18 protein-coding genes are annotated in these 20,762 nt (G+C 58.8%); 11 read left to right on the top strand and 7 right to left on the bottom strand.

Translation table 11 applies throughout. The annotated features are described in order from the left end of the window. Nucleotides 1-81 precede the first annotated feature (81 nt). Together J4G43_RS26875 and J4G43_RS26870 are read right to left on the bottom strand one after the other, a co-directional pair. Nucleotides 82-1,143 carry a PIN domain-containing protein gene (locus tag J4G43_RS26875; RefSeq protein WP_208086819.1) on the bottom strand — a complete coding sequence of 354 codons (1,062 nt, stop codon included), beginning with the start codon at nucleotides 1,141-1,143 and terminating at the stop codon, nucleotides 82-84. Then, nucleotides 1,140-1,958 (bottom strand): hypothetical protein, encoded by an 819-nt coding sequence (locus tag J4G43_RS26870; RefSeq protein ID WP_208086818.1) that lies wholly within the window; start codon nucleotides 1,956-1,958, stop codon nucleotides 1,140-1,142. Before J4G43_RS26870 ends, J4G43_RS26875 begins: the two co-directional genes overlap by 4 nt. Nucleotides 1,959-2,374: 416 nt before the next feature. Here J4G43_RS26870 and J4G43_RS26865 point away from each other — a divergent pair, with 416 nt between their 5' ends. The 3 genes from J4G43_RS26865 (at nucleotide 2,375) to J4G43_RS26855 (ending at nucleotide 5,513) form a co-directional block, all read left to right on the top strand. Next, complete coding sequence (locus J4G43_RS26865; protein ID WP_208086817.1) at nucleotides 2,375-2,638, top strand: helix-turn-helix domain-containing protein; 264 nt, start codon at nucleotides 2,375-2,377, stop codon at nucleotides 2,636-2,638. A 108-nt stretch (nucleotides 2,639-2,746) separates the two neighbouring features. Beyond that, nucleotides 2,747-3,181 carry a hypothetical protein gene (locus J4G43_RS26860; protein ID WP_225005117.1) on the top strand — a complete coding sequence of 145 codons (435 nt, stop codon included), beginning with the start codon at nucleotides 2,747-2,749 and terminating at the stop codon, nucleotides 3,179-3,181. A 1,399-nt stretch (nucleotides 3,182-4,580) separates the two neighbouring features. After that, nucleotides 4,581-5,513, top strand: coding sequence for a hypothetical protein (locus J4G43_RS26855; RefSeq protein WP_208086816.1), 933 nt, complete (start codon nucleotides 4,581-4,583; stop codon nucleotides 5,511-5,513). A gap of 178 nt (nucleotides 5,514-5,691) precedes the next feature. Here the strand turns inward: J4G43_RS26855 and J4G43_RS26850 are convergent, their stop codons facing one another. Then, nucleotides 5,692-7,482: an adenylate/guanylate cyclase domain-containing protein gene (locus J4G43_RS26850; RefSeq protein WP_208086815.1), complete on the bottom strand. Its 1,791-nt coding sequence runs from the start codon at nucleotides 7,480-7,482 to the stop codon at nucleotides 5,692-5,694. Nucleotides 7,483-7,712: 230 nt separating this feature from the next. Beyond that, on the bottom strand, nucleotides 7,713-8,084 hold the full coding sequence (locus tag J4G43_RS26845) for a hypothetical protein (RefSeq protein WP_208086814.1): 372 nt from the start codon (nucleotides 8,082-8,084) through the stop codon (nucleotides 7,713-7,715). A gap of 116 nt (nucleotides 8,085-8,200) precedes the next feature. Between J4G43_RS26845 and tnpA the strand changes: the two genes are divergently transcribed. The 5 genes from tnpA (at nucleotide 8,201) to J4G43_RS26820 (ending at nucleotide 12,592) form a co-directional block, all read left to right on the top strand. Continuing rightward, entirely contained in the window at nucleotides 8,201-8,623 is a 423-nt protein-coding gene (gene tnpA / locus J4G43_RS56065) for an IS66-like element accessory protein TnpA (protein WP_018273743.1), read from the top strand. Beyond that, the gene (gene tnpB, locus J4G43_RS26835; protein ID WP_018273742.1) at nucleotides 8,620-8,976 is read left to right on the top strand and encodes an IS66 family insertion sequence element accessory protein TnpB; all 357 of its coding nucleotides are present in this window, start codon (nucleotides 8,620-8,622) and stop codon (nucleotides 8,974-8,976) included. Before tnpA ends, tnpB begins: the two co-directional genes overlap by 4 nt. A 50-nt stretch (nucleotides 8,977-9,026) precedes the next feature. Then, nucleotides 9,027-10,577, top strand: a complete 1,551-nt coding sequence (gene tnpC / locus J4G43_RS26830) for an IS66 family transposase (RefSeq protein WP_035681142.1) — start codon at nucleotides 9,027-9,029, stop codon at nucleotides 10,575-10,577. Next, on the top strand, nucleotides 10,574-11,224 hold the full coding sequence (locus J4G43_RS26825; protein WP_063712394.1) for a UPF0149 family protein: 651 nt from the start codon (nucleotides 10,574-10,576) through the stop codon (nucleotides 11,222-11,224). Before tnpC ends, J4G43_RS26825 begins: the two co-directional genes overlap by 4 nt. Before the next feature lie 238 nt (nucleotides 11,225-11,462). Then, nucleotides 11,463-12,592, top strand: a protein-coding gene (locus tag J4G43_RS26820) for an IS3-like element ISRj2 family transposase (protein ID WP_085967151.1) whose coding sequence is annotated in 2 segments (ribosomal slippage) — nucleotides 11,463-11,715 and nucleotides 11,715-12,592 — 1,131 coding nt in all. Because the reading frame shifts where the segments join, the coding sequence is not laid out codon by codon here. Nucleotides 12,593-13,207: 615 nt separating this feature from the next. On the opposite strand, the gene J4G43_RS26815 is transcribed toward J4G43_RS26820, so the two are convergent. Together J4G43_RS26815 and J4G43_RS26810 are read right to left on the bottom strand one after the other, a co-directional pair. Further along, the gene (locus tag J4G43_RS26815) at nucleotides 13,208-14,005 is read right to left on the bottom strand and encodes a hypothetical protein (RefSeq protein ID WP_208086813.1); all 798 of its coding nucleotides are present in this window, start codon (nucleotides 14,003-14,005) and stop codon (nucleotides 13,208-13,210) included. A 117-nt stretch (nucleotides 14,006-14,122) separates the two neighbouring features. Next, a complete protein-coding gene (locus J4G43_RS26810; RefSeq protein WP_208086812.1) occupies nucleotides 14,123-14,278 on the bottom strand; it encodes a hypothetical protein in 156 nt (51 codons plus the stop codon). A gap of 1,573 nt (nucleotides 14,279-15,851) precedes the next feature. On the opposite strand from J4G43_RS26810, the gene J4G43_RS26805 reads away from it, so the two are divergent. The 3 genes from J4G43_RS26805 to J4G43_RS26795 all read left to right on the top strand — a co-directional run bounded on the left by J4G43_RS26805 (nucleotide 15,852) and on the right by J4G43_RS26795 (nucleotide 19,139). Continuing rightward, nucleotides 15,852-17,822, top strand: a complete 1,971-nt coding sequence (locus tag J4G43_RS26805) for a gluzincin family metallopeptidase (protein ID WP_208086811.1) — start codon at nucleotides 15,852-15,854, stop codon at nucleotides 17,820-17,822. After that, nucleotides 17,819-18,823, top strand: coding sequence for a M12 family metallopeptidase (locus J4G43_RS26800; protein WP_208086810.1), 1,005 nt, complete (start codon nucleotides 17,819-17,821; stop codon nucleotides 18,821-18,823). Before J4G43_RS26805 ends, J4G43_RS26800 begins: the two co-directional genes overlap by 4 nt. A gap of 79 nt (nucleotides 18,824-18,902) precedes the next feature. After that, nucleotides 18,903-19,139: a hypothetical protein gene (locus J4G43_RS26795; protein ID WP_208086809.1), complete on the top strand. Its 237-nt coding sequence runs from the start codon at nucleotides 18,903-18,905 to the stop codon at nucleotides 19,137-19,139. A 270-nt stretch (nucleotides 19,140-19,409) separates the two neighbouring features. On the opposite strand, the gene J4G43_RS26790 is transcribed toward J4G43_RS26795, so the two are convergent. After that, nucleotides 19,410-20,678: an IS256 family transposase gene (locus tag J4G43_RS26790; protein ID WP_038952271.1), complete on the bottom strand. Its 1,269-nt coding sequence runs from the start codon at nucleotides 20,676-20,678 to the stop codon at nucleotides 19,410-19,412. Between the last annotated feature and the right edge of the window lie 84 nt (nucleotides 20,679-20,762).

The raw sequence follows: 20,762 nt of genomic DNA, 5'->3' as shown, positions 1-20,762 counted from the left end.
CGCGCGCGGTCGCGTTGAGCGCGAGAAGCTTGAATCAGCCTCCGGCTGGCAACCTGATCAACTGCTTTGCTACAACCTGGCTTATTTGTAATCGTAGTCGTTATGCCCGATCGACACCCATATGTAGTTATCGTCGTCGAACGAAAACTCCGCGATCGAAGCCGGCTTACCATGCCCGTCAACCTTCAACGTCATGCTGAAATCGGCTTCCACCTGGATGTTCTTTTCGCCCTCTACGGTGTGGTGCGGGAGTAGCACCTTGTCCTCGCTGTCATAGGTCGCAGTGTCCCAGTCGGGATGATGGTAGGAAACCTTGACGTCCATCTCTAACCGACCGACGACAAGGATGTCCCTTCCGTCGCCAGCCGTCCGGAAGGTGCGAAAATCGATGAAGCTCACGTTCTCGACTGTAGATTCATCGATTTCCGCATCATCGACGTCACTGACCTGGAGGCCCCACTGATTAAGCTCGTTGTGAGCGGTAGCGACGATCTCTTCTTGCTTCCTCTCAACAAAGTCGTTGACGTCGGGAGCCGCTTCAATCGTAAGATTTAGGTCGGCGAATAAGTCCGGAATCGACTTTAGTCGAGAGATATGATCGGCCCCTTGAGTGACGACTGCGAAATCTTTGTCGTCCGAGACGATAGTGAGCGGATCGCTTTGCCTTGCAACCGCTTTCAGAACCTCAAAGATGAAGGCGTCCGGGAATTGGTCTTTCTTGGCTTCGTCGCCGAACAGTCCGGTCCTACGGGCGTAGGCATCGAAAACTATTGAAGGCTTGATGCTGTCAATCGAGAGAGTTTCGGCCCGGAGCGACTTGAACATCTCTTCGACTGCCGCTTGGTATTTCTCAAGCAGTTTCTGATGAAGGTCCGCTGGAGAGATTGCAGGCAGACTGACTTTCAGTATCTCGGCCGCCAAGTCGCGGAAACGCTTCTTGGCCACGTCGGCGATTGTTTCGAAGTCGTTACTAGCATGCTTCTTCGCAATTTCCATCTTGGTGAGATCGGTGGTAACCACCTTCACATAGCCGGCATCGACCAGGTCGGCGACGCGTTTCATTAGCGGTCCGCCGGGTGGCTTGCCGGCGCGGATGACAACGTTGGCGTCTAGGAAAATCTTGCGGGGCCGGGTTGCGCTCATTTTGAACTCTTTGCAAGAAAGGTCCGGACATGCTCGATGCGCGTAGCGAGCAGCACCCGATCTTGCTGAGGCCACCCCCAAACGACACCGGTCAGTTGCGCAACATTCGGATCCCACGGCTTTTCGGCCGCGGCATATTCGACATATCGCGTATTCCAAACCAGCGAGCCGCTAAACCCATTTGCGTTAACTGGTATCGCCTTGTCGTCGCGATCCACGACTTCAATCTGTTCAGGCTCCCACGGTATCGCGAAATGAAGGTTGGGATCGTAGTGCTCACAACGAATATCGCGTTCTTCTGCTTGCGGATCGAACTCCTGATTCAGATAAGGCGTTCCATTGGTCACGATGATGTTGAGGATGGGTGAAAAGTAAGCTCGAGATCCCGCAAATCCCATTAGAAACAGGAGCTCCCGCGCTACCGGTGCATGGATCAGTGCCATTCGATGTTCCGGGAAAGCCATCGCGCTGTGTGTAGTCGCAGTCCAGGTTAAATCGACGGAAGACGCCGCCAAATCGATGGGAAACGCTTCGGAGGCGAAAGCATTTGGAAAACCAAAGTAAGTGTCGGAATCGTAGAACTTGTGCGCAAGGCGGCCCTGACCTTCCCGCACAACATGGTCGTTGGTCAGCGCCAACTTATGTCCGGAAAACTCGATGTAGCCGCCGCTGCCAACATGGGTCGGACCATCCTCGTCGGTTCGGACGAGCGGCATAACGAAGGGCATCATGATTAATCGCATCTGCAGGGCGATGTTCAGATACGCTTCCATCATTTCGGGCGTGGGTTTCTGCTTTTTGCTCGTTATGACCACGAAAAGCCTCATCGGTCGGAGGTATTGTTAATGCGGGCCGCTCGGAAGTCCGCTAGGCCCAGCCGATCGGAATAGTGCTGTTTCCGGACGGACGAATCTCAAGATGAACATTCGGGGCTCGCCCAGCCTGCCGTTAGACCGCCCAACTTGCAGATAAAGCTTCTGCCTGACGAAGCACCGTCTGAACAGCCGCATCTTGCAAATCGGGCGGATAGCATCAAAACCGCGAGCAGAATTCCGCCAGCTATTGTGAAAATGATGTGCCCCTTGCGTTTGGCAGTCTGATAACCACGCGGTTATCTCCGGAATCACACTGCCCCTCGGAGTGCCGAGCCCTCAACCTCGAAGAGACAGCAGCCAAATTCATAGCGCTATTGTCCGTGGTTTAATAGGCCCCACCCTGTCGGCCTGCTCCCATGAAAGCAGGCGCTCTTGTCGCAAGAAATATTCGTCGGTTGAGGGTCGCGCGCGGACTTTCCCAGGAAGTCTTCGCCGTAGATGCTGCGATTGATCGAACTTATGTTAGCCGCCTTGAACGCGATCTCGAAAACCCAAGCGTGGCAGTCCTTGAGCGACTTGCCAAAGCGTTGTCCGCCAATATTGAAGAACTATTCAGAGTGCCTAGATCCGGCGAAGTGGCGCCTCGGCCGTTGAAAGGCGGTCGAAGGCCAAAAAGCTAGGCGGACCTACCCTCCGCCAAGCGCTATTGATCTTGCTTCGAATTTCGGTGGATCGGGCGTTTCATCCACGACGTATTCCACGTTGCTTTGCACGGCTATCCTCTCGCCATGACCGATGATACCGCCCTCACCCGCCGCCGCGCCGACAATCCGCACGAGGAGACTTGGCACATCTATTCCAGCGACGTCCGCATCGGCGCGATCGGCGTGCGCGCCGGCGTGCCCGTGCACGCCGATCCATGGGCTTGGTCGGTTGGCTTCTATCCCGGCATGGAGCCAGGCGCGAGGCGAAGGGGCATGGCCGCGACCTTCGAAGCCGCGCGCGAGGCTTTCGAGGCCGCGTGGTCCGAGCTGCGGCTCACCATCCCAGACGCCGCCTTCGCCGAATGGCGCCAAGACCGCGACTGGCGGGCCGAACCCGCCAGCGTGAACCGGCGGGCCATTCAACTGCGGTGTAGCGCGGGACCGAAGCCCCGCGCCTCAGCCGCCCTCGCGCAGTCCCTGCTCGATCATTTTCAAACGTTTTCGGAGAGCGCGATCTAGGGCACTGGCTTCTCTTGGCGCAATTCTACCGGTGGTAATATCGGACAGCATCCTGCCCTGAAACGTCGCGATCTGGTCTAACGTCATCTGCTCGATTTGAGCAATCCGCGCCTCAACATCGGCATTTGCTTCCGCCCTGTTGCGCATGTGCTTGCTCCCCTGATGAGTCGCGATTTTGATTTTGGATCCCGGCGGCGCCGAAGCAAATGCTCGCAGCGCCGGAATTGTGGATAAGCTACCGCTTCAGCCGGTGGGGTGCGCCGCCGGCCGCGGCGGCCGCCGAATATTTGAACCGTCGCTGGCTCGCTGCCACAGCCGGCAGAGCGGCCCCGGCCTACCCCCTTGGGATGCGACTTCCGAGGTCGCCGACGCCGAGGTCTCGTCCGCGCTGCAAGACTTCATCGCTGCCAACGCCACAAGGCACTTCGACATGCAGCTAGCGCTGCCCTTGCGCGGGGTCGTCTGATGTCCTGCGAGGATGAACCGGTGGCCGCCGGTGCCACGACCACGATGTGCGTCAACCGTGACGACCTCGGGTGGGTTTGCGAGAAGCACCCGGACCGCCCTTGGGGCGGCCCACTTGCCTGCACCTGTGGTGGCGCTGGCGCGCCCTGCCCGGCCTGCAACGTGACTGGCGAGGGTGAAGTGCCGCGCATGCCAGAGGGCTTTCGGGTGGAGGTCGACAAGGACGGCTGGCGACACTGAGGTGCCTCTAGCGCACCGATGTGCTGAACCGTCTGAAGTACCTTTTTGAGAACGGCATCGCGGAGCTTGGAGACGTCGGACGGTTCGCGCGTTTTGAGAGGATTGGGGCGACGCCGGACGCCACCCGGCGGAAACTCCGTTCGACCGTACGTGCGGCTGCCGCGGCGTAGTTTCGGAGGCCCAAATGACGATGGACGAGAACCTGGCACGCCTTCGTGCCATCACAACAACATCAGCCGCTACCGCCGGCTCCTGCGTACCAAGCTTTCGCCTTTGGAGCGCCAGTTCATTGAACGGCGACTTTCCGAGGACGAGGCCGCTCTGCAAAGCCTCTCCGCTTCGACCTTCCCGATCGCATTAAAGGAGCCAGGCTTGGTCGACCGCTGCCGATCGCAGAGGTGTCGCCATGAGCACGACCGTCGATCTGCTCGTTCATGGGACCGGACCGCCCGGCTCTCGATCTGACGCCTCAGCATCGACTTGTTGACCCCGATCTTCCGGGCCGCCTCGCTGATCGAAATCGGCTCCAAAGGCGTTGCATCGACTTTATCCCCCGCAGCTAGCCGAAAATTGGGGCCGGGCCACCGGTTTTGTTTCAAACCCGGCAAGACCCGCCAACAAAGGTTGTGGACACGAGAGTTAGAAACCGCACCGGTCGGTCTGCAGCGCGATATGACATGGATCAATAAGGGGCATGCCGGGGCTGACCATGGACAGGATAAATCCGTTCGCGTTTTATGATTTTGCGAAGACGATCAGAGATTTCACTGAACTCAGTGGAGAGACGGCAACGACGAAGGTGTTCTGGCCGCTCTGGCAGGCCAGGGGTAGCCTCCAGCGCCTGCTCAAAAGCGATCCGATCCCGATTGGGATCTCTCAAGGAAAAGCGCAGGCCGCAGTAACTCGGATGACGGAGCTCATGTCTCGCCGCTTTGAAGTCACAGATGCTGAGGGAAAAGCAACTCTCCGTTTCCCAGAAGCAAATGATGAGCCGATTTCGGCTTGGGAACTGCAATGGATCAAGACGGCGATCGAGGAGTTCGAGACCGTTTTTGCAGAAGAGATGCGAGAAACCGCCACGTACTTTGTGCCCCGACGCGGGATTTACTATACGCCCGCCCTCATCGACACTGCTGACGACTCATTCCCGACCGAACTGCAAAGCCACATTCCCCAGAAAACCAAAGATGATTGGAAGTCTGCCGGAAGATGCCTAGCCTTCAATTTATTAGCGGCCTCCGGCTTTCATGTGGCAAGAGCCGTCGAGGCCTGTCTAGAATCGTACTATTTCCTTTTTAGCGGCAAGACTGAGACTTTGAACGGATGGAAAGACTACATCATTGCCTTGAGGAAGATTGCGGCGACCAAACCGACTCCGTGTCCCAGCGAGAAGACACTCGCCGAAATCGATCAGATGCGTGAGGATTATCGCAATCCAATCGTTCATCCGAGAGTGATTCTTTCGGAGCCAGACGCTCGCATGCTGTTCGCAAATGGCGAGAGCGTCATCATTGCCATGGCGCAAGAAATCGCAAAAGCCGCGAGCGGCGTGCAGACGACGTTAGCTCTTCAGGGCGGCGGAAACGCACCGCAAATACAAGCTCCTTCGACCCCGACGTCGCCTTAGAATTTCGATCCTGGAGTCCGATAAGAGCCGCCCTTAGCAGACCCTTCGGCCTGCCATCCGACAACGCTCTTAGCGGACTCCAGTACTAGGGCGCGTACTCATAAAGGTCGGATTAGCAGCGCAAAGCGGAAGTCTGCCATCTTGAGCGTGATCGGCGGCTTGTGACCCGTCTCCGACATCACCCCTCTGGCACCCCGGCCATGCGCATGCCCTCACAGAAGCGCTCGCGTCCAGCGAGGTAAGTCGGATTGTCGCTCGGCACGTTGGCGCGGAAGCGGGAGATGGTGAAAGTCGGGTCGAGCGCAAGCCCTGCTTGGGCCGCGGATCGCGCCTCATCAAGCTGACCGAGGTGCGCTAGCGCGGTGGCAAGATAGATGTGCGCGCGTGGATGATTTCGGTTGATCTCGACCGAGCGACGGAACCGTGCGACCGCCTCCTGATCGGCGCCGAGCTGCAGCTTGGCGAAGCCCGCGAACATCATCCAAACAAAAGCCTCCGTATCACGAGGACTGAGGCGGAGTGCCTCTTGGACATGGGCCTCAGTCTCCTCGCCGCGACCGAGAAGATACTTGGCGCGACCAATGTAGGCGTGCGCATTAGCTAGGTTTCGGTCCAGCGCCAATGCCTGCTCGCATTCAGCAATGCCTTGGGCCGCGCGGTTTGTGAACATTTTGATGTTTCCGAGAAGCCAGTGGGCGCGTGCGTGCTGGGGGGCCAGGGACAGAGCCTTGATCAAGGCCGTCTCAGCCGCTGCGAGACGCGCGGCCCGCTCAACGGTCAAAGCCATGCCAACAGCTGCCGCATCAACAGCTGCCAATCCGACCAGCGCTTCGACATTTTTGGGATCGAGCGCCAAGGCGCGTTCGAAAAAGCTGCGCGATTGCGCAAGATACTCGGAAGTCCTTCCCTTGTTTAAGCAAGCCATGCCCTGGAAAATCAAATCCATCGCATCGGGATGCAGCGAACGCTCCGCCCGCCGCGCCTCAGCTTCAACAAGTTGAGTGTTTAGCGTGTTGGCGAGCCTCGATACGATTTCGTCCTGCATATCGAATAGATCAGCGACTGGCTTATCGAACCGTTCGGCCCACAGGTGTTTGCCAGTCTCGGCGTCGATCAGCTGAACATTCACGCGAAACCGGTTGCCACCACGCTGCACCGAGCCCTCCAGTACGTAGCGGACGTTTAACTCGCGCCCGATCTGCTTGAGATCAACCGCTTTGCCTTTGAACGTAAATGCGGTGTGTCGGCCAATCACGAATGAGCCATTGATGCGCGACAAGTCTGTGGTCAGGCTCTCGGTCACGCCGTCAACGAAATAGTCTTGCTCGGGATCGCCACCAATATTCGCAAACGGCAGCACCACCATGGACAGACGCGGCGCTGAAAGCGAGCTTGGCGTCGTGCTGCCGACCTTTGTCACCGGGCTAAGTCCCTCTCGGGCCACGGCATAGGCTCGGATCGGACGAGCAATATTCTTGAGGTTCTGCTCGCCCAGATCGGTGAACTCAACCCCGACCTTGCCTCGGACTTGATCGTAGGCAGAAGACGAGATGCAGATGCCGCCAGGTTCTGCGATGCTCTCAAGTCTCGCCGCGACGTTGACGCCATCTCCAAAGATGTCATGGGGCTCGACGATTACGTCGCCGATATTGACGCCCACGCGCAAAGCAATGCGTCTGTCTTCCGCGTCACCAATTGTAAGTTCCTTGATGCGGGTTTGAAACTGAACAGCAGCCCGAACCGCTTGGACCGCACTCGGAAAGTCCGCCAAGAACCCGTCTCCGGTGTTCTTCACCACGCGGCCACCGTGCTCGGCGATACTCGGTTCAACAGCGTCCGCTAGGAGTGCCGTCAGTTTGGCATGCGTCGTTTCTTCGTCATGGTGCATGAGCCGCGAATAGCCAGCCACGTCGGCGGCCAATATCCCCGACAACCTGCGCTCGACACGGACCGGCCGCTCTTCTGCCATGGCACGCTATCCAACCCATAGCACACTGTATGACGGATCAGACGGCAGTGCCAAGCACGCCTTGACGGGATGCCAGGGGTTGATGTCGGCTATTGGCCCATCAGCGAAGTGGCGACACCCCTCACTGAGGTCAGCTTAGTGGGGCGTAGCGGACGAGATTTGCTCCCGCTGAGTTCTTCGCCTTTTGACCCGAACCGGACATCTTCTAAGCAATCGCAAAGAAGCTCGAATCACTGGCGTTTAGACGCCCATGCTTCTTTCGCAATCCCATACGTAATTGAGACGTCAGCGTTCTTCTTCGCAATCTGCGCCAAGAGCTTGCCCAGTTCAGGATGGGATTGAAAGCCTTCGGCTACCATCTTCATGGCCTTCCACTGCCGCTTGTGTTCCAGACGACGCTCGATAAGCCGAAGGACAGCGGATAGTACAACTGCGCTTCCGCCGATAATCACACCAAATGTTATCGGCTCACCGGCTAGGCCTTCGCTCTCCTCCAGCTCCCGCTCAATGTAAAGATCGTCATCGTCAACCTCCCCGAGCACGTCCTGCAACAACCTTTCAGTGTCTTCCCCGAGTGAAATACCAATTCTAGGCTCATCCATGACGCCCCCCCCCTCATCGCATCGATCGATAGCGGTACGACGACCCCACCTCGTTTAGGTGGACGGGATGAGCGAGACTCGCGCGTGGATTTGACAACGCGAGGGACGCTCGTTCCATGCATCAAGACAGACATCAAGACGGGCATGATGCCGCCTCCTATCAGCGGATCGAGGTGATCACAGGGGAGAGGCGACGGCGCAGTTGGAGCGATGCGGAGAAGGCGCGGATCGTGGCCGAGAGTGCCGATCCGGAGACGAGCATTTCCGAGGTGGCTCGACGCAACGGGGTGAACCGGGGACTGCTCAGTGTGTGGCGGCGCCAGGCGCGGCTCGCGTCGAGCGAAGCGCCGCAGTTCGTGCAAGTCAGGCTCGAGGCCGCCGTCGAGGCGCAGCCGAACGCGATCGATAAGGCGCATGTTCTGACGGATCCGGCCGAGCGGATCGAGGTGATGATCGCGGGCGCGACGGTGCGCGTGCCCGTCGGCGTCGACGCCGCGACGCTGGAGCGCGTGCTGGCGGCGGTGAGATCGACGCGATGATCTCTTTCGGTCCAATGGTCCGTGTGTTCGTCGCGACGCAGCCGATTGACTTTCGTAAAGGCGTTCATGGCCTTGTCGCGCTGGTAGCGGAGGGATTAGGCGGCAAGCCCTACAGCGGTGACGTTTATGTCTTCCGATCGAAGCGATCGGATCGTTTGAAGCTACTGGTTTTTGACGGCTCGGGAATGGTTCTAGCGACGAAGTGGCTGGAGAATGGGGGCTTTGCCTGGCCACCTGTTCGCGAGGGTACGATGCCGGTGACGGGGGCGCAACTGGCGATGCTGATTGAAGGTCTTGCGGAGTGGTCGCGTGTGGTCCCGAAGGTGACGAAGCGGCCGACGAAGGTTGCCTGAAGCGTCTTGTTTTGCTGGCGATTGCGAGTGCGTTCGTGTAGCTCTGCGATATGGCGCTTCGCCCCGAAGATCTCCCCTCTGACCCTGCGGCTCTTGCCGAGATGGTGCTGGCTTTCGAAGGCGAGAACGATGATCTGCGCGCAGAGATCGCCACGTTGAAGAGCCTGATCTTCGGCGCACGATCGGAGCGCGCGGCGATCGTCTGCGCCGAACAGATCGCGTTTGATCTGGAACGGACCGCCGGCTCACAGCTCCCGGCCAATGACGACAAACCGGACGCGCCGCGGCCGGAGCGGCGCAAAGCGAAGCGCAACATCGGCGCGCTGCCGGCGCATCTGCCTCGGGTCGAGCGGGTGATCGAGCCGGCGTCCACGCTGTGCCCGTGCTGCACGGGTCAGATGCATCGGATCGGCGAGGAGAGCAGCGAAGCGCTCGATCGGGTTCCCGCGTGGCTGCGTGTGCTCCGCACGATCCGTCCAAAATACGCCTGCCGCTCCTGTGAGGGCCCGATTGTCCAGGCCCCGGCACCGGCGCGGCTCGTCGAGGGCGGCATGGCAACGACGGCGCTGATCGCGCATATCGCCGCGGCCAAATATGCCTGGCAATCGACGCTCTATCGCCAGACGCAGATCCTGGCGGGTCAGGGTGTCGTCGTCGACCGTCAGACGCTGGCGCGCTGGATGGGGAGCGCGGCGTGGCTGGTCAGGGGCCTCTACGATCTGCAACTGAAGACTATGCACGGCTTCGAGCGGCTGTTCTGCGACGAGACGCCGATGCCAGTGCTCGATCCGGGACGCGGCCGCACGAGGATCTGCCAGTTCTGGGCGCACGCGACGGACGATCGGGCGTGGAAGGGGCCGGCGCCGCCGGCGGTCGCCTACGTGTTCGCAGGTGGTCGCGGCAAAAAGGAGATCGTGGCGCAGTTAGCCGGCTTCGAAGGCGTGCTGCAAGTCGACGGCTATGCCGCCTACGCCTCGCTGGCGGGCGATGCGATGATGTCGGGCCAGATCCAGCTGGCGTATTGTCTCGTTCACGCGCGCCGCAACTTCGTGAGGGTGCACAAGACGACGAACTCACCCTTCGCCGCGGAGGTCATCGAGCGCATTGCGGCCGTCTACGCGATCGAGGAGAGGATCCGCGGTCTCGATGCTGGGGAACGCCGCGCGACGCGACAGGCCGAGACGAAGCCGCTGATGGAGGCGTTGAGGGCCCGTCTGATCGCGGTGAAGGACGGGATCTCCCGCCGCTCGACGCTCATCAAGGCGATCGACTACATGCTCGAACGCTGGCAGGGCCTGACGACGTTCCTGGATGACGGGCGGCTCGAGCCGGACACCAACACGGTCGAACGATCGATCAGGCCAATTGCGATCGGAAAAAAGAACTCGTTGTTCAGTGGTGACGAAGGCGGGGGCGAGACCTGGGCGATACTCGCTTCGCTTCTTAACACAGCGAAATTGAATGGCCTCGACCCCGAGGCGTATCTCGTCGACGTTCTCGATCGCATGGTGAGCGGCGCCACGAAGACCAACCAGCTTCACGAACTTCTGGCCTGGAACTGGAAGGCCGCACGCGAAGCCGAAAAGCGGGCCGTGGCATGACGAAGCCGAAGCAAGGGCGGGGAACGCGAAAAGCACGCAAGACGACGATGGCGGACTATGCCATGTCGTTCGAACGGCTCGGGCAATGGATCAGCAAGCGCGCCAGGTCGCCGACGCTTCGGCATCCGCGGGCGACGTCGCTCTCCATGCTCGATGGCGCGGTGGCCGCGGTCGTCGCCGGGCCGGTCTCGATGGCGTCCGAGGAATGGGTGTGCCCGCTCCTCGGCGTAGATCCCGACGCCTTCAATCACGACACCGAGGAGTTCTCGGCAATCGCCGCCACGCTGATGCGCCACAACGCTATCAGCGAGACGCTGTCGACGAGACCGGAGAGCTTCGAGCCGCTGTTCGTGCGATCACCGGACGGCGAAGTCGACCCGCAGCCCTGGTGCATGGGCTTCTACGCCGTCATGAAGCTTCGGCTTCTCGTCTGGTCGCGGCTTCTCCCCCCGAATGGAACCGAACACCTTATGCTGCGGCCGATCTTGGTCCATTGCATCGACGACGCCGGTCGACCCTTGCTACCCCCGGCCCGGCGCACGCTGGGAACGCAGCCCATCATCCAAAACGCCTGGCGCAACATTCCAGCAACCGTCGAGGCCCTCCGGCAGTTCTGGATGCCTATACGCTTCAAGCGCGGTGCGTAGGCCGTCCGCACCAAGTCCGTGGCTCCGTGGGCCTCTCGTACCGTTTACCATCGATCCAGCGTTGGATCCTGGCAGGGAAACCACAATCCTCGAATTGATCAGGAATCAGCGGATAGCAATTACAGTAATTTCTTTCGAAATGAGGACAGTAGAGCTGGCCCCGCAAATTCGGACAGTAGCTTGAGTGGATTTTCTGCCTGACAGCGGCGAGGATTCTTGCTGCGAATCAGGAGCGAAGATGACGAAGAAGAGCCGCCGGACGCATTCTCCGGCATTCAAGGCGAAGGTTGCTTTGGCTGCGGTCAAAGGCGACAAGACACTGGCGGAGCTGGCGCAACTGTTTGATGTTCATCCGAACCAGATCACGATCTGGAAAAACCAGCTCCTGGAAGGCGCCGCCGGCGTGTTTGGGCATGACAAGACATCGGCCGAGACGCCGGTCGATTTGAAGGCGTTACATGCCAAGATCGGCGAGCTGGCGTTGGAAAACGATTTTTTGTCCGGCGCGCTCACCAAGGCGGGCCTGCTGAGCGCAAAGCGATGATCGACCGCGATCATGATCTTTCTATCGTGCGCCAGGCGAAGGTCCTGAAGCTGGCTCGCAGCACGGTCTACTATGAACCTCGGCCAGTTTCGGCCGAGGACCTTGCCTTGATGCGTCGGCTCGATGAGCTGCATCTCGATTATCCCTTCGCGGGAGCGCGTATGCTGCGATCGTTGCTGCGGCGGGAGGGCGTATACGCCGGTCGCCGCCACATCGCGACGCTGATGAAGCGCATGCGGATCGAGGCGGTCTATCGTCGCCCGAACACGAGCAAGCCGGCTCCGGGTCACAAGATCTACCCGTACCTGTTGCGCGGATTGAAGATCGAGCGGCCCGACCATGCGTGGGCAATGGACATCACCTACATTCCGATGCGGCGTGGCTTCGTCTATCTCGCGGCGGTCGTCGATGTGTTCAGCCGACGGGTCCTGGCCCATCGCGTCTCGATCACAATGGAGGCGGCCTTCTGCGTCGAAGCGGTCCAGGAGGCGTTGGCGAAGCACGGCAGGCCCGAGATTTTCAACACGGATCAGGGCAGCCAGTTCACCAGCCTCGAGTTCACCGATGTGCTGCTGGACGCGAAGATCGCCATCAGCATGGACGGCAAGGGCGCCTGGCGCGACAACGTGTTTGTCGAGCGGCTCTGGCGCACGGTCAAATACGAAGAAGTATATCTCCGCGCCTACGACAGCGTGTCCGAGGCGCGAGCGTCAATTGCCAAGTATCTGGCCTTCTACAATCAGGGACGCCCTCACTCGAGCCTTGACGGGCGCACGCCCGACGAGGCTTACTTCGGCACGCAAGCTATGGTGATGGCCGCATGACCGTCGCCGACGGTTTTGTCGTCGCTCTGGTCGGGCTACGCCCTCCCGACGCAACGACAAAACCGTAAAGCCCCGCGTTCAGCATAACCCGGCAGGAATCCACTTAAATCCAGCGGGGCGCTGTCCAAACAACCGGGGCCAGCTCTAGTTGCTGAGATGACAAGTCCTCGCCGCTTCGGTCATCGATATATTAGCTGCACGCCTGAAGGCACCATAAACGGCCAACGTGTCGATCGCCAGTCCACGGAATTCATCCGCTGACCCCTTGATGAATCCCTCGTGAGTGAAAGCGCTTCCGATAAACCCGTCTCCAACTGGAAAGACTCTATCAGATCCATCATCCATAAAAATCCGAAGAATCTGGAGTGCCGGCTGTGCCGTGTGAGCGAACTGGCGGGCTTCCTTATCTGAAACATAGCCAGGCATATCCAGATAAGAATCAAGCCCTGGGATTTCTTTTGCGCGATTCTGCCATTCGGCTGCCAGCGGTCCTAGGAATGGATGCTGAATTCCTCGACCAAGACCCTGAGCCCCCAGCCATGCATCTGGCTCCAAATAATAAAATTTACGATCGTCCAGGTCGATTCCATTTGGAATTTCACCAAGAGGATAATCTTATTCGATTTCAGTCAACCACTGCTGGAAAACCTCGTGCCAACGGCACGGCTCGCTCTGAGCAAGAAAAGCCGCTGCCTGCGGATTTGGCCCCGTGGAGCCCCCCCATATCCTCGCCGCCAACTCGGCAAAAGCACGCTCCGGATAGCTCGTGTGAAATGCGGCGTTAATCAGAGGCAATACCGTTCTAAGGGCAAGCCGATCTGAGCTTAAAAAGTCTTTGAGAAAATCGAATATTCGGAGGTAGGCGGGATTCCGCTTACACCACTTTCTAAACGACACGGGGTCGCTCATCTCGCGCACGGCCTTGCAGGATGTTTGATAGTCAAAGATGGACGCTGCGCACTCCAGCATTTCCTTCGGTGAGGATTTCAGGGTGAACTCATAGCCAGCGAGCGGCGTCGATCCGAGCGCAATCTGACCGGACCTGTTTGCGCCTAAATGGAACGGACTATCCAACCGGGCGAACAGCGCAACGGCAAGAGCATGGTCCGCCCATTTTCGCCAATCTTCGACGAGTTTGGCCAGGGTACCAGCGCCGACTATCACGGTTCGCATTGTCTGCATTGCGTAAAGATGCAGGAATGGCAGCCGCAAACCCTGCCAAAAGTGGTAACGCTCGTGTGCCCAGATGCGCGATTCCCGCTCGCGTAGCGCGTCGAAGATGCGGCCAACGTCGGTGCCCTTCCCCCGCGTCTGTGAGCGCACAAGTCGTCTGAACTCTTCGTCATACTCGCGTGCGTCAATATGCCAGAAGACAACGAAGAGTGTCGGGTCGAGATGCGATCGGATGCGCATGTGAAGAATCCGTTTTGCGCTCAGAGGCTCTTTAGGTGTCGGGCGTCGCGGCTTGCGAAGCAGCTCATTGGAAAACGTCTACTCTAGTAACCAAAATACCCCTAGCGACTAGCAATCCTAATTTGACGATCTGCCGCTGAGCTCCGCCTCAATAGTGGCTTCGGCAAAATCCCGCCAACAGCATTTAGAATTATCTTCGTTGTAGAGATCGGCGTCTCGTCCGCCTAATTTCGCTTGGCCGAGCGGTGGATTAACGATATCGATCTTCGTCATTTTGCCGATCGATAATTGCAAACTTCATGGCTTCAATTTCACCGCAGCAGTGCTTTGCCTGATAGTACGTGATCAGAGCGCGCCGTCGTTCTGGACTTAGGAGCGCAAATACATTTGCGTAAGTGCGCCCGATCGAGTCAGCGTCGTCTAACGAGCCAATAATCGATATTGTCTCGTCATCTCGATTACTAAAATCCCTGCTTTCAGTCGGCCCCTCAAAGATTACCCTATCGGGCTTTGAGGGCTGCTGCTTCTCGTACGATCGAGAAATTAGGAAGATCAGAACAAATATCGCTATGATGACAAGGACATACTCCATAGCGGTCCTCCAGACTTGTCTGAGACGCGCCGAAGTCTTTTGTGTAAGCGCTCGAACGCCTACCACCTCCACACCCTTCTTTGTTCTCCCAGGTCTGAATTAGGTTCAACCTTAACGAGCCCCGGCGGACATCCGTTGACACGCTTGTCGGAAGCCCGGTTTCAAGTCTTCCATTCAAGCCCAAGCGAGCTGTTGGCGCCTAGCCAAAAGACGGCATAGAGGCCTATCCAATGGCCAAACATAATTTCGCCGAAGAGACGGCCGCCAAGGCCTGCGCATGGCAGCGCGGCTGCAGGAAGACATCGCTAGACCTAATCAGGATGCGCCTCAACTTCTGCTTCTGGCCCCAAGCAACGGTTGGTGGATGTGTGCTATACCCAAAGAGTTTGTTGTTTGGGCGGCTGGCGCTGCGCAATCTTGTCTCTCGACGTGTCCTCACGCTTCTTGGCGTTTGCCATCATGCTGCTCGCGATACGAGAGATCGCGGGACATAGTTCCAGAACGCCAGGGCAGATTAAGCGCGGGTCGTCGGGGGCGCAGCGAGTCCTTCGATAGACCACTGCCGCATCATCACCGACTGACGAAATGTCTAACAAGATACACGAAGACCGCGGTGCGCTTGATAGGGCAATTTTCAAACCCGCGTCCTAGCAATGCAAACTCTCGAAAGCCAATGCCGGGCGCCCAAACGCCGTTCTTGATTCTGGGCTCAATTCCGCGCACTGCCGCGAGAACAAAATGCCCTCAGCGTCGAATTGTCTGGGCTCGAAGCCGCGAGCGTCTCATGAGTGCGGCAACCATTGCGCGACAAGTTGTCCTAGAGACAAGTACTACCTCCCGGTGGAGATTTGGGCTAAACTACGAAATCCGTCGTAGGGCAGTATTAGTGACCTTCGACCCGCGCAGGGCAGCCGTGGCCGCACAGCTGCGGAGTGAGTGAGTGCCTTGACTGCGCGAGCATACTCTACCTTTAGCAATACGTTCGCGGATACATTGGCGGGTACGCCATTCTTGCCAAGAAATGAAGCTGAGTCAGGCTGCTGAAATACGCCGGTTGGCTTATTAAAGCTTGTAGAGTGAACAAGTTCTCGTACCGGCGACCACTGACGTTGCAATAGCTGCGTGCCGTTTTGACGTGCGATGTCGATAAACTTGGGTCGCCATTCGTACAAAATATGTTTCGGTGACACCCGGGTGAAATCTACGCCAAAAGAATCGCGCTCTACTAGCTGAATTGTGCTGGGGAGTCGTTTTATGGGTATTCAGGCGCATCCACCCCTTCATTGCGTGAAGCCTGAGATGGCAGCGAGTGTACCTCGCCCGAAGATTGGCAAAGTACAGCGTGCGCTGACTGCATCGGCCAACTATTTCGTGGTGGATCCGGTTTTCTTAGCGACTGCCTCTATGCAGCCGTATCAAAGGACGCATCAGGATCCAATCCATCGGCCGCTCAGAATCTATACGCTCGATCCAGCTGCAAGTCGGCAGGATGGCGCTGTTGCGGTGCTAAATGCCCCATTTGAGCGATTGCGCTCGATGTGCGAGCGCAACGCTCTAGAAGGCAGCGTCCTAGAAGTGGTCGACTGGGATGAGACGACGGAGCAGTTCAACGGGCCCGTCGACTTGGATGATCCTCGAATCCTGATCGAAAATGGGCGCCCCCCCTCGCCGTCCGACCCTCAGTTCCGGCAGCAGATGGTCTACGCGGTCTGCGCGTCCACGTACGATGTCTTCAGGCGCGCGCTGGGACGTGATCCGTGCTGGGGCTTTCGCTCCAGGCGTGGCCAAGCTTATGCAAAGCTTAGAATTCGGCCACAGGCCTTCTGCGGCCGCAATGCCTATTACGATTCATCAGCTGGGGAACTCAAGTTCGGCTACTATGCTGCCGATGGTAGTGTGCAGGGACGAAATCGTCCCGGCGGTCGGGTGTTCACAAGCCTCTCACACGACATCATTGTGCACGAGATGACCCACGCGTTGCTGGACGGTCTTCGGCCGCGCTTTCGACTGCCGACCCATCCGGATGTCTCGGCCTTTCACGAAGGTTTTGCCGACCTCGTGGCAATACTCATGCATTTCTCGTATTCGGATGTTGTTCGTGCCGCGATTGAGCGGTCAGGGGTCACGCCCGATGAGGTGCTTCTGTCAATCGCTACCCAATTCGGACATACCACAGGTTCGTGCAGACCATTGCGATCAGCCATCGATCCTGCGGGACTTGGCCAAGACAAGGAGGGCAGCGTCCGACGATATGACGAAGTCGGGGACGAGCCGCACGAGCGCGGTTCGCTTCTGGTAACGGCGATCTTCGAAGCGTTCGCCACGATACTTCAACGGAAGACAAAGCGATTCATTCGCCTGGCACGTCTGGCTCCCGGTGAGGCTCCAGGCTCCGAGCTTTGCGAGATCCTCGCCGACCAGGCAAGCACATTGGCATCACAGTTTCTTTCCATTTGCATACGAGCCATCGACTACTGCCCGCCGTTCGACCTCTGTTTTGGCGAATATCTGCGAGCAGTTATCACTGCGGACTTCGATCTCGTTCAGGACGACCCCTTCGGCTATCGCGAGGCAATCATCGATTCGTTCGCCCGTCGTCGCATCTACGCCGATGACGTGCCGGATCTAGCGGAGGATTCTCTGCTATGGCGACCGCCTGACAAGAAGGGCATGGAGCCGATCGAAGCATTGCACTTCAAAAGGCTGCGCTTCGCGGGCGATCCGGGGCGAGCAGCCGACGAGACCGAACTGCGCCGACAGGCCGAAGCTCTCGGGTCTTACGTCATGCGACCAGGATACGCACGCGCGTTCGGCTGCGCTCTGCCGGGCGACATGCAACTAAACGGCGATCACATCGATCCTGCAGTTGTTGGTTCTATTCGATCTCTTCGTCGCGTCGGCCCGGACCGGCAAGTCACCTTCGATACAGTCGCCGAGATCACCCAACGGCGTTGGTGCAAGGGGAGCTCGGGAACGTTCAGAGAGGTCTTCGGCGGCTCAACGGTCATTCTCGGCCCAGACGGCAGCGTTCGCTACGTAATTCGCAAGTGCGTGACGGATCAACGCCGAATAGAAGCGCAAGCAGACCATCTCAACGGTAAAGGTGGTTCAAAGGGATGGACGAGCCGTGGCAGCCACCACCAACTGTCGCGATCGAGCATGTGCCATCTCTTTAGTGGAACAGTCGGTGCCCAGCAACCAACAACAGGAAGGAGAATGACATGAGCGATAGCGAACAGAAACTCCGCCAAGCGTTGATGAGAATCGCAGATGTGGCTCAGGCAGCCGCGGATACCGGACGGTATGTGGACGAGGACGATAAGCCGCATGGCGAGACGGCGCGGCGCCCACATAACCACGCGGGAGGAAAAAACGCGCATTGTTCGATTAAGCAACTGCCCGGCCGTCTAGTCGAAAAGGCGGCGAAGACTGCAACATCCATCAATCCTATGAACCGAGTTAGCTTCGGTGCCATCGGCTCCGTGGCACGCGGCCTGGTACTCTCTCCGGCCGCAATTGCAGTTCTGGTTGGTAAGTATTGGGGCCCGCAGCAGCGCCGGCTCACGGTCAGCTTCCTGGATGGCGGACCAAGCGATCTTCGCCGACGGATCATTCAGCACATGAATGCCTGGAATCAAACCGCAGGGATCTCATTCGTGGAGACCCGCGGTGTGGGGAAGGTGCGCATCTCGCGGAATCAAGCAGGATACTGGTCCTATCTCGGGACCGACATCCTGCACATTCCCAGTAATCGCCCGACGCTGAACCTGCAGGGTTTCACCATGAATACGGAGGACAGCGAATTCCATCGTGTGGTGCGTCATGAAGCCGGACACACGCTCGGCTTCCCGCATGAACACATGCGCGAGGAGCTGGTTGATCTCATAGATCCACAGAAGGCCTACGACTTCTTCCTGCGCACACAGGGGTGGTCTCGTGAGATGGTGGACCAGCAGGTGCTGACACCGCTCAGCCAGGACTCAATCATGGCCACCCCACCGGACCAAGATTCGATCATGTGCTATCAACTTCCGGGATCGATTACCAAAGACGGTCAGCCGATCCGGGGAGGCTCGGACATCAATGCCACCGACTATGCCTTCGCGGGACAGATCTACCCGAAGGTTTCATCTGAGGGTGCATCGTCGCTCCAAGCTCAAATGGGCCTCGCCGACGAATGGTCCCCGTCGGAGGATGTGGAGGTGGACGAGGAACTGGTACCTTAACGCTTTGGCGCACCTCGTCGAGATCCAGGCGTGTCAGGACCTCCCGCCCGTGTTGCACGTGCGGGTGGGAGACGCACTGATGTTTGGAGCAAGCGGTGGTCATCTCTTGGAAGGCGAAACGACCGTCGAACTGCTGGGGGTCTTCTCAACTGGCGTACTCTCGGACGATGGCCGTGTACTGAGCCCGGTCGGACCGCCAACCAACATATTGTTTCGTGCGGTTCAATCCGGGCAGGCTCGCATCGAGGTGCTCAGGGGAGATCCATGGCAAGGTCGCCTGCAAAGTCAGCAGATCGAAATTGTGGTCACGGCCTGACGGGGATCTTTGGGTCGAGAAGCGCGTCGGTCCGACGATAGATGGTTCGTGAGCCGCGACTGCGAATCCCATTGCGTTGCGAAGAAAATAGGCACTATGATCACGACCCCAACTGAGAAGCCCGGTTCAACAAGCGGGGTGACAATCAGATGGAAGAGCACACCGGAACACACAAGTATCTAGTTGATGCAACGCGCGACATTCTGCGCATTTATATGGGTGCCGTAGGAACTGAAAGAGCTATGGCTGATTTTGGGTGACGCGGCCTGATCAGGCGGCGTGGCTTTCAGTGTTCGGAATGACTTCGATTCCGTCGATGAACTTTACACCGGCGATGACTTTCGGCAACTGGTTCGTGCTCTTCAATCGCCGCCAGGTCTTCGATGCGGCGTCGATGAGCTTGAACACCATCAGCTTCGCAGTTTGTTGCGACAGCGATCCCTTGGTCCGCACCGTTCGGTGGCGCACCGTGGCGAAGACGCTCTCGATCGGGTTCGAGCTGCGTAGGTGGATCCAGTGCTCAGCAGGGAAGTCGAAGAAGGCGAGCAGCGCATGGCGATCCTTGATCAGGCACTCCACCGCACGTCCGTATTTGACGTGGTATTTCTCGACGAAGACGTCGATCGCGGTTTCAGCTTCGGCCCGGTGTGGGGCCAGATAGATGTTCCGCAGGTCGTTCTTCATGGGGCCCTGCACGGATTTGGCGACCTTGTCGAGTACGTTGCTCACTTTATGGCACCAGCATCGTTGGTGCCGCGTGCCGGGAAAGGCCTCGTCCAGTGCCTTCCAGAAGCCGAGGGCGCCGTCGCCGATGGCGAGTTGCGGGGCAATCCGTAACCCGCGTTGCCGCAGGTCGATCAGGAGTTCGCGCCAGCTCTGCGCGCTCTCGCGCACGCCGACCTGGAAGCCGATCAGCTCCTTCTTGCCTTCCGGCGTGGTGCCAATCAGCACCAGCATGCATTCGCTGTGATCTTCCATGCGGGCCTGCAGGTACACGCCATCGGCCCAGATGTAGACATAGCGACGCGCCGACAGATCGCGTCTCTGCCAGCGTTCGTACTCGACCTGCCAATCGGCCTTCAGGCCGGCGATCACCGAAGGCGACAGGTTCGGCGCATCCTTGCCGAGCAGCGCCGAGAGCGCCTCCTGGAAGTCGCCGGTCGAGATGCCGCGCAAATAGAGGACCGGGATCAAGGCATCCAGGCTCTTCGTCCGCCGCGCCCATAGCGGCAGGATTGCCGAACTGAAGCGGAGGCGGTCGCCTGGCCCGCTCGCTCCGCGGTCGCGGACCTTGGGACGAGCGACCTCCACCGGACCGATGCCGGTCGCAATCTCGCGCACCGGACCGTGCCCATGTCGGACCAGGCGCGCTCGACCGTCGGGCAGCGTCAGATTGGCCGTGCTGGCCAGAAACGCGCCAACCTCGATCTCGATCGCCCTGGCAAGCAGGTCCCGCGCGCCGGCACGAACGATATCGGTCAGTGGATCATCAACCGCGGACGGCTGACGGAAAGCAAGAACATTGGTAGTCTCGGTCATGGCGTATCGCTCTCCTCGAGAGGTTCTGGCAGGCTCGTCACCCGCCTCGATACGCCGCCTTCCTCACACCGTCATCACCCAGAT

It is taken from the genome of Bradyrhizobium barranii subsp. barranii (genome assembly GCF_017565645.3).
In the GTDB taxonomy this organism is placed as follows: Bacteria; Pseudomonadota; Alphaproteobacteria; order Rhizobiales; family Xanthobacteraceae; genus Bradyrhizobium; species Bradyrhizobium barranii.
The sequence above is the reverse complement of the archived record's forward strand: the minus strand, read 5'-3'. Positions and strand labels throughout refer to the sequence as shown.

Bases quoted from the DNA above. Each gene is read 5' to 3' on its own strand.
- J4G43_RS26875 (WP_208086819.1), bottom strand. From the start codon at position 1,143: ATGAGCGCAACCCGGCCCCGCAAGATTTTCCTAGACGCCAACGTTGTC.
- J4G43_RS26865 (WP_208086817.1), top strand. From the start codon at position 2,375: ATGAAAGCAGGCGCTCTTGTCGCAAGAAATATTCGTCGGTTGAGGGTC.
- J4G43_RS26860 (WP_225005117.1), top strand. From the start codon at position 2,747: ATGACCGATGATACCGCCCTCACCCGCCGCCGCGCCGACAATCCGCAC.
- J4G43_RS26855 (WP_208086816.1), top strand. From the start codon at position 4,581: ATGCCGGGGCTGACCATGGACAGGATAAATCCGTTCGCGTTTTATGAT.
- J4G43_RS26850 (WP_208086815.1), bottom strand. From the start codon at position 7,482: ATGGCAGAAGAGCGGCCGGTCCGTGTCGAGCGCAGGTTGTCGGGGATA.
- J4G43_RS26845 (WP_208086814.1), bottom strand. From the start codon at position 8,084: ATGGATGAGCCTAGAATTGGTATTTCACTCGGGGAAGACACTGAAAGG.
- tnpA (WP_018273743.1), top strand. From the start codon at position 8,201: ATGCATCAAGACAGACATCAAGACGGGCATGATGCCGCCTCCTATCAG.
- tnpB (WP_018273742.1), top strand. From the start codon at position 8,620: ATGATCTCTTTCGGTCCAATGGTCCGTGTGTTCGTCGCGACGCAGCCG.
- tnpC (WP_035681142.1), top strand. From the start codon at position 9,027: ATGGCGCTTCGCCCCGAAGATCTCCCCTCTGACCCTGCGGCTCTTGCC.
- J4G43_RS26825 (WP_063712394.1), top strand. From the start codon at position 10,574: ATGACGAAGCCGAAGCAAGGGCGGGGAACGCGAAAAGCACGCAAGACG.
- J4G43_RS26815 (WP_208086813.1), bottom strand. From the start codon at position 14,005: ATGCGCATCCGATCGCATCTCGACCCGACACTCTTCGTTGTCTTCTGG.
- J4G43_RS26810 (WP_208086812.1), bottom strand. From the start codon at position 14,278: ATGACGAAGATCGATATCGTTAATCCACCGCTCGGCCAAGCGAAATTA.
- J4G43_RS26805 (WP_208086811.1), top strand. From the start codon at position 15,852: ATGGGTATTCAGGCGCATCCACCCCTTCATTGCGTGAAGCCTGAGATG.
- J4G43_RS26800 (WP_208086810.1), top strand. From the start codon at position 17,819: ATGAGCGATAGCGAACAGAAACTCCGCCAAGCGTTGATGAGAATCGCA.
- J4G43_RS26795 (WP_208086809.1), top strand. From the start codon at position 18,903: ATGTTTGGAGCAAGCGGTGGTCATCTCTTGGAAGGCGAAACGACCGTC.
- J4G43_RS26790 (WP_038952271.1), bottom strand. From the start codon at position 20,678: ATGACCGAGACTACCAATGTTCTTGCTTTCCGTCAGCCGTCCGCGGTT.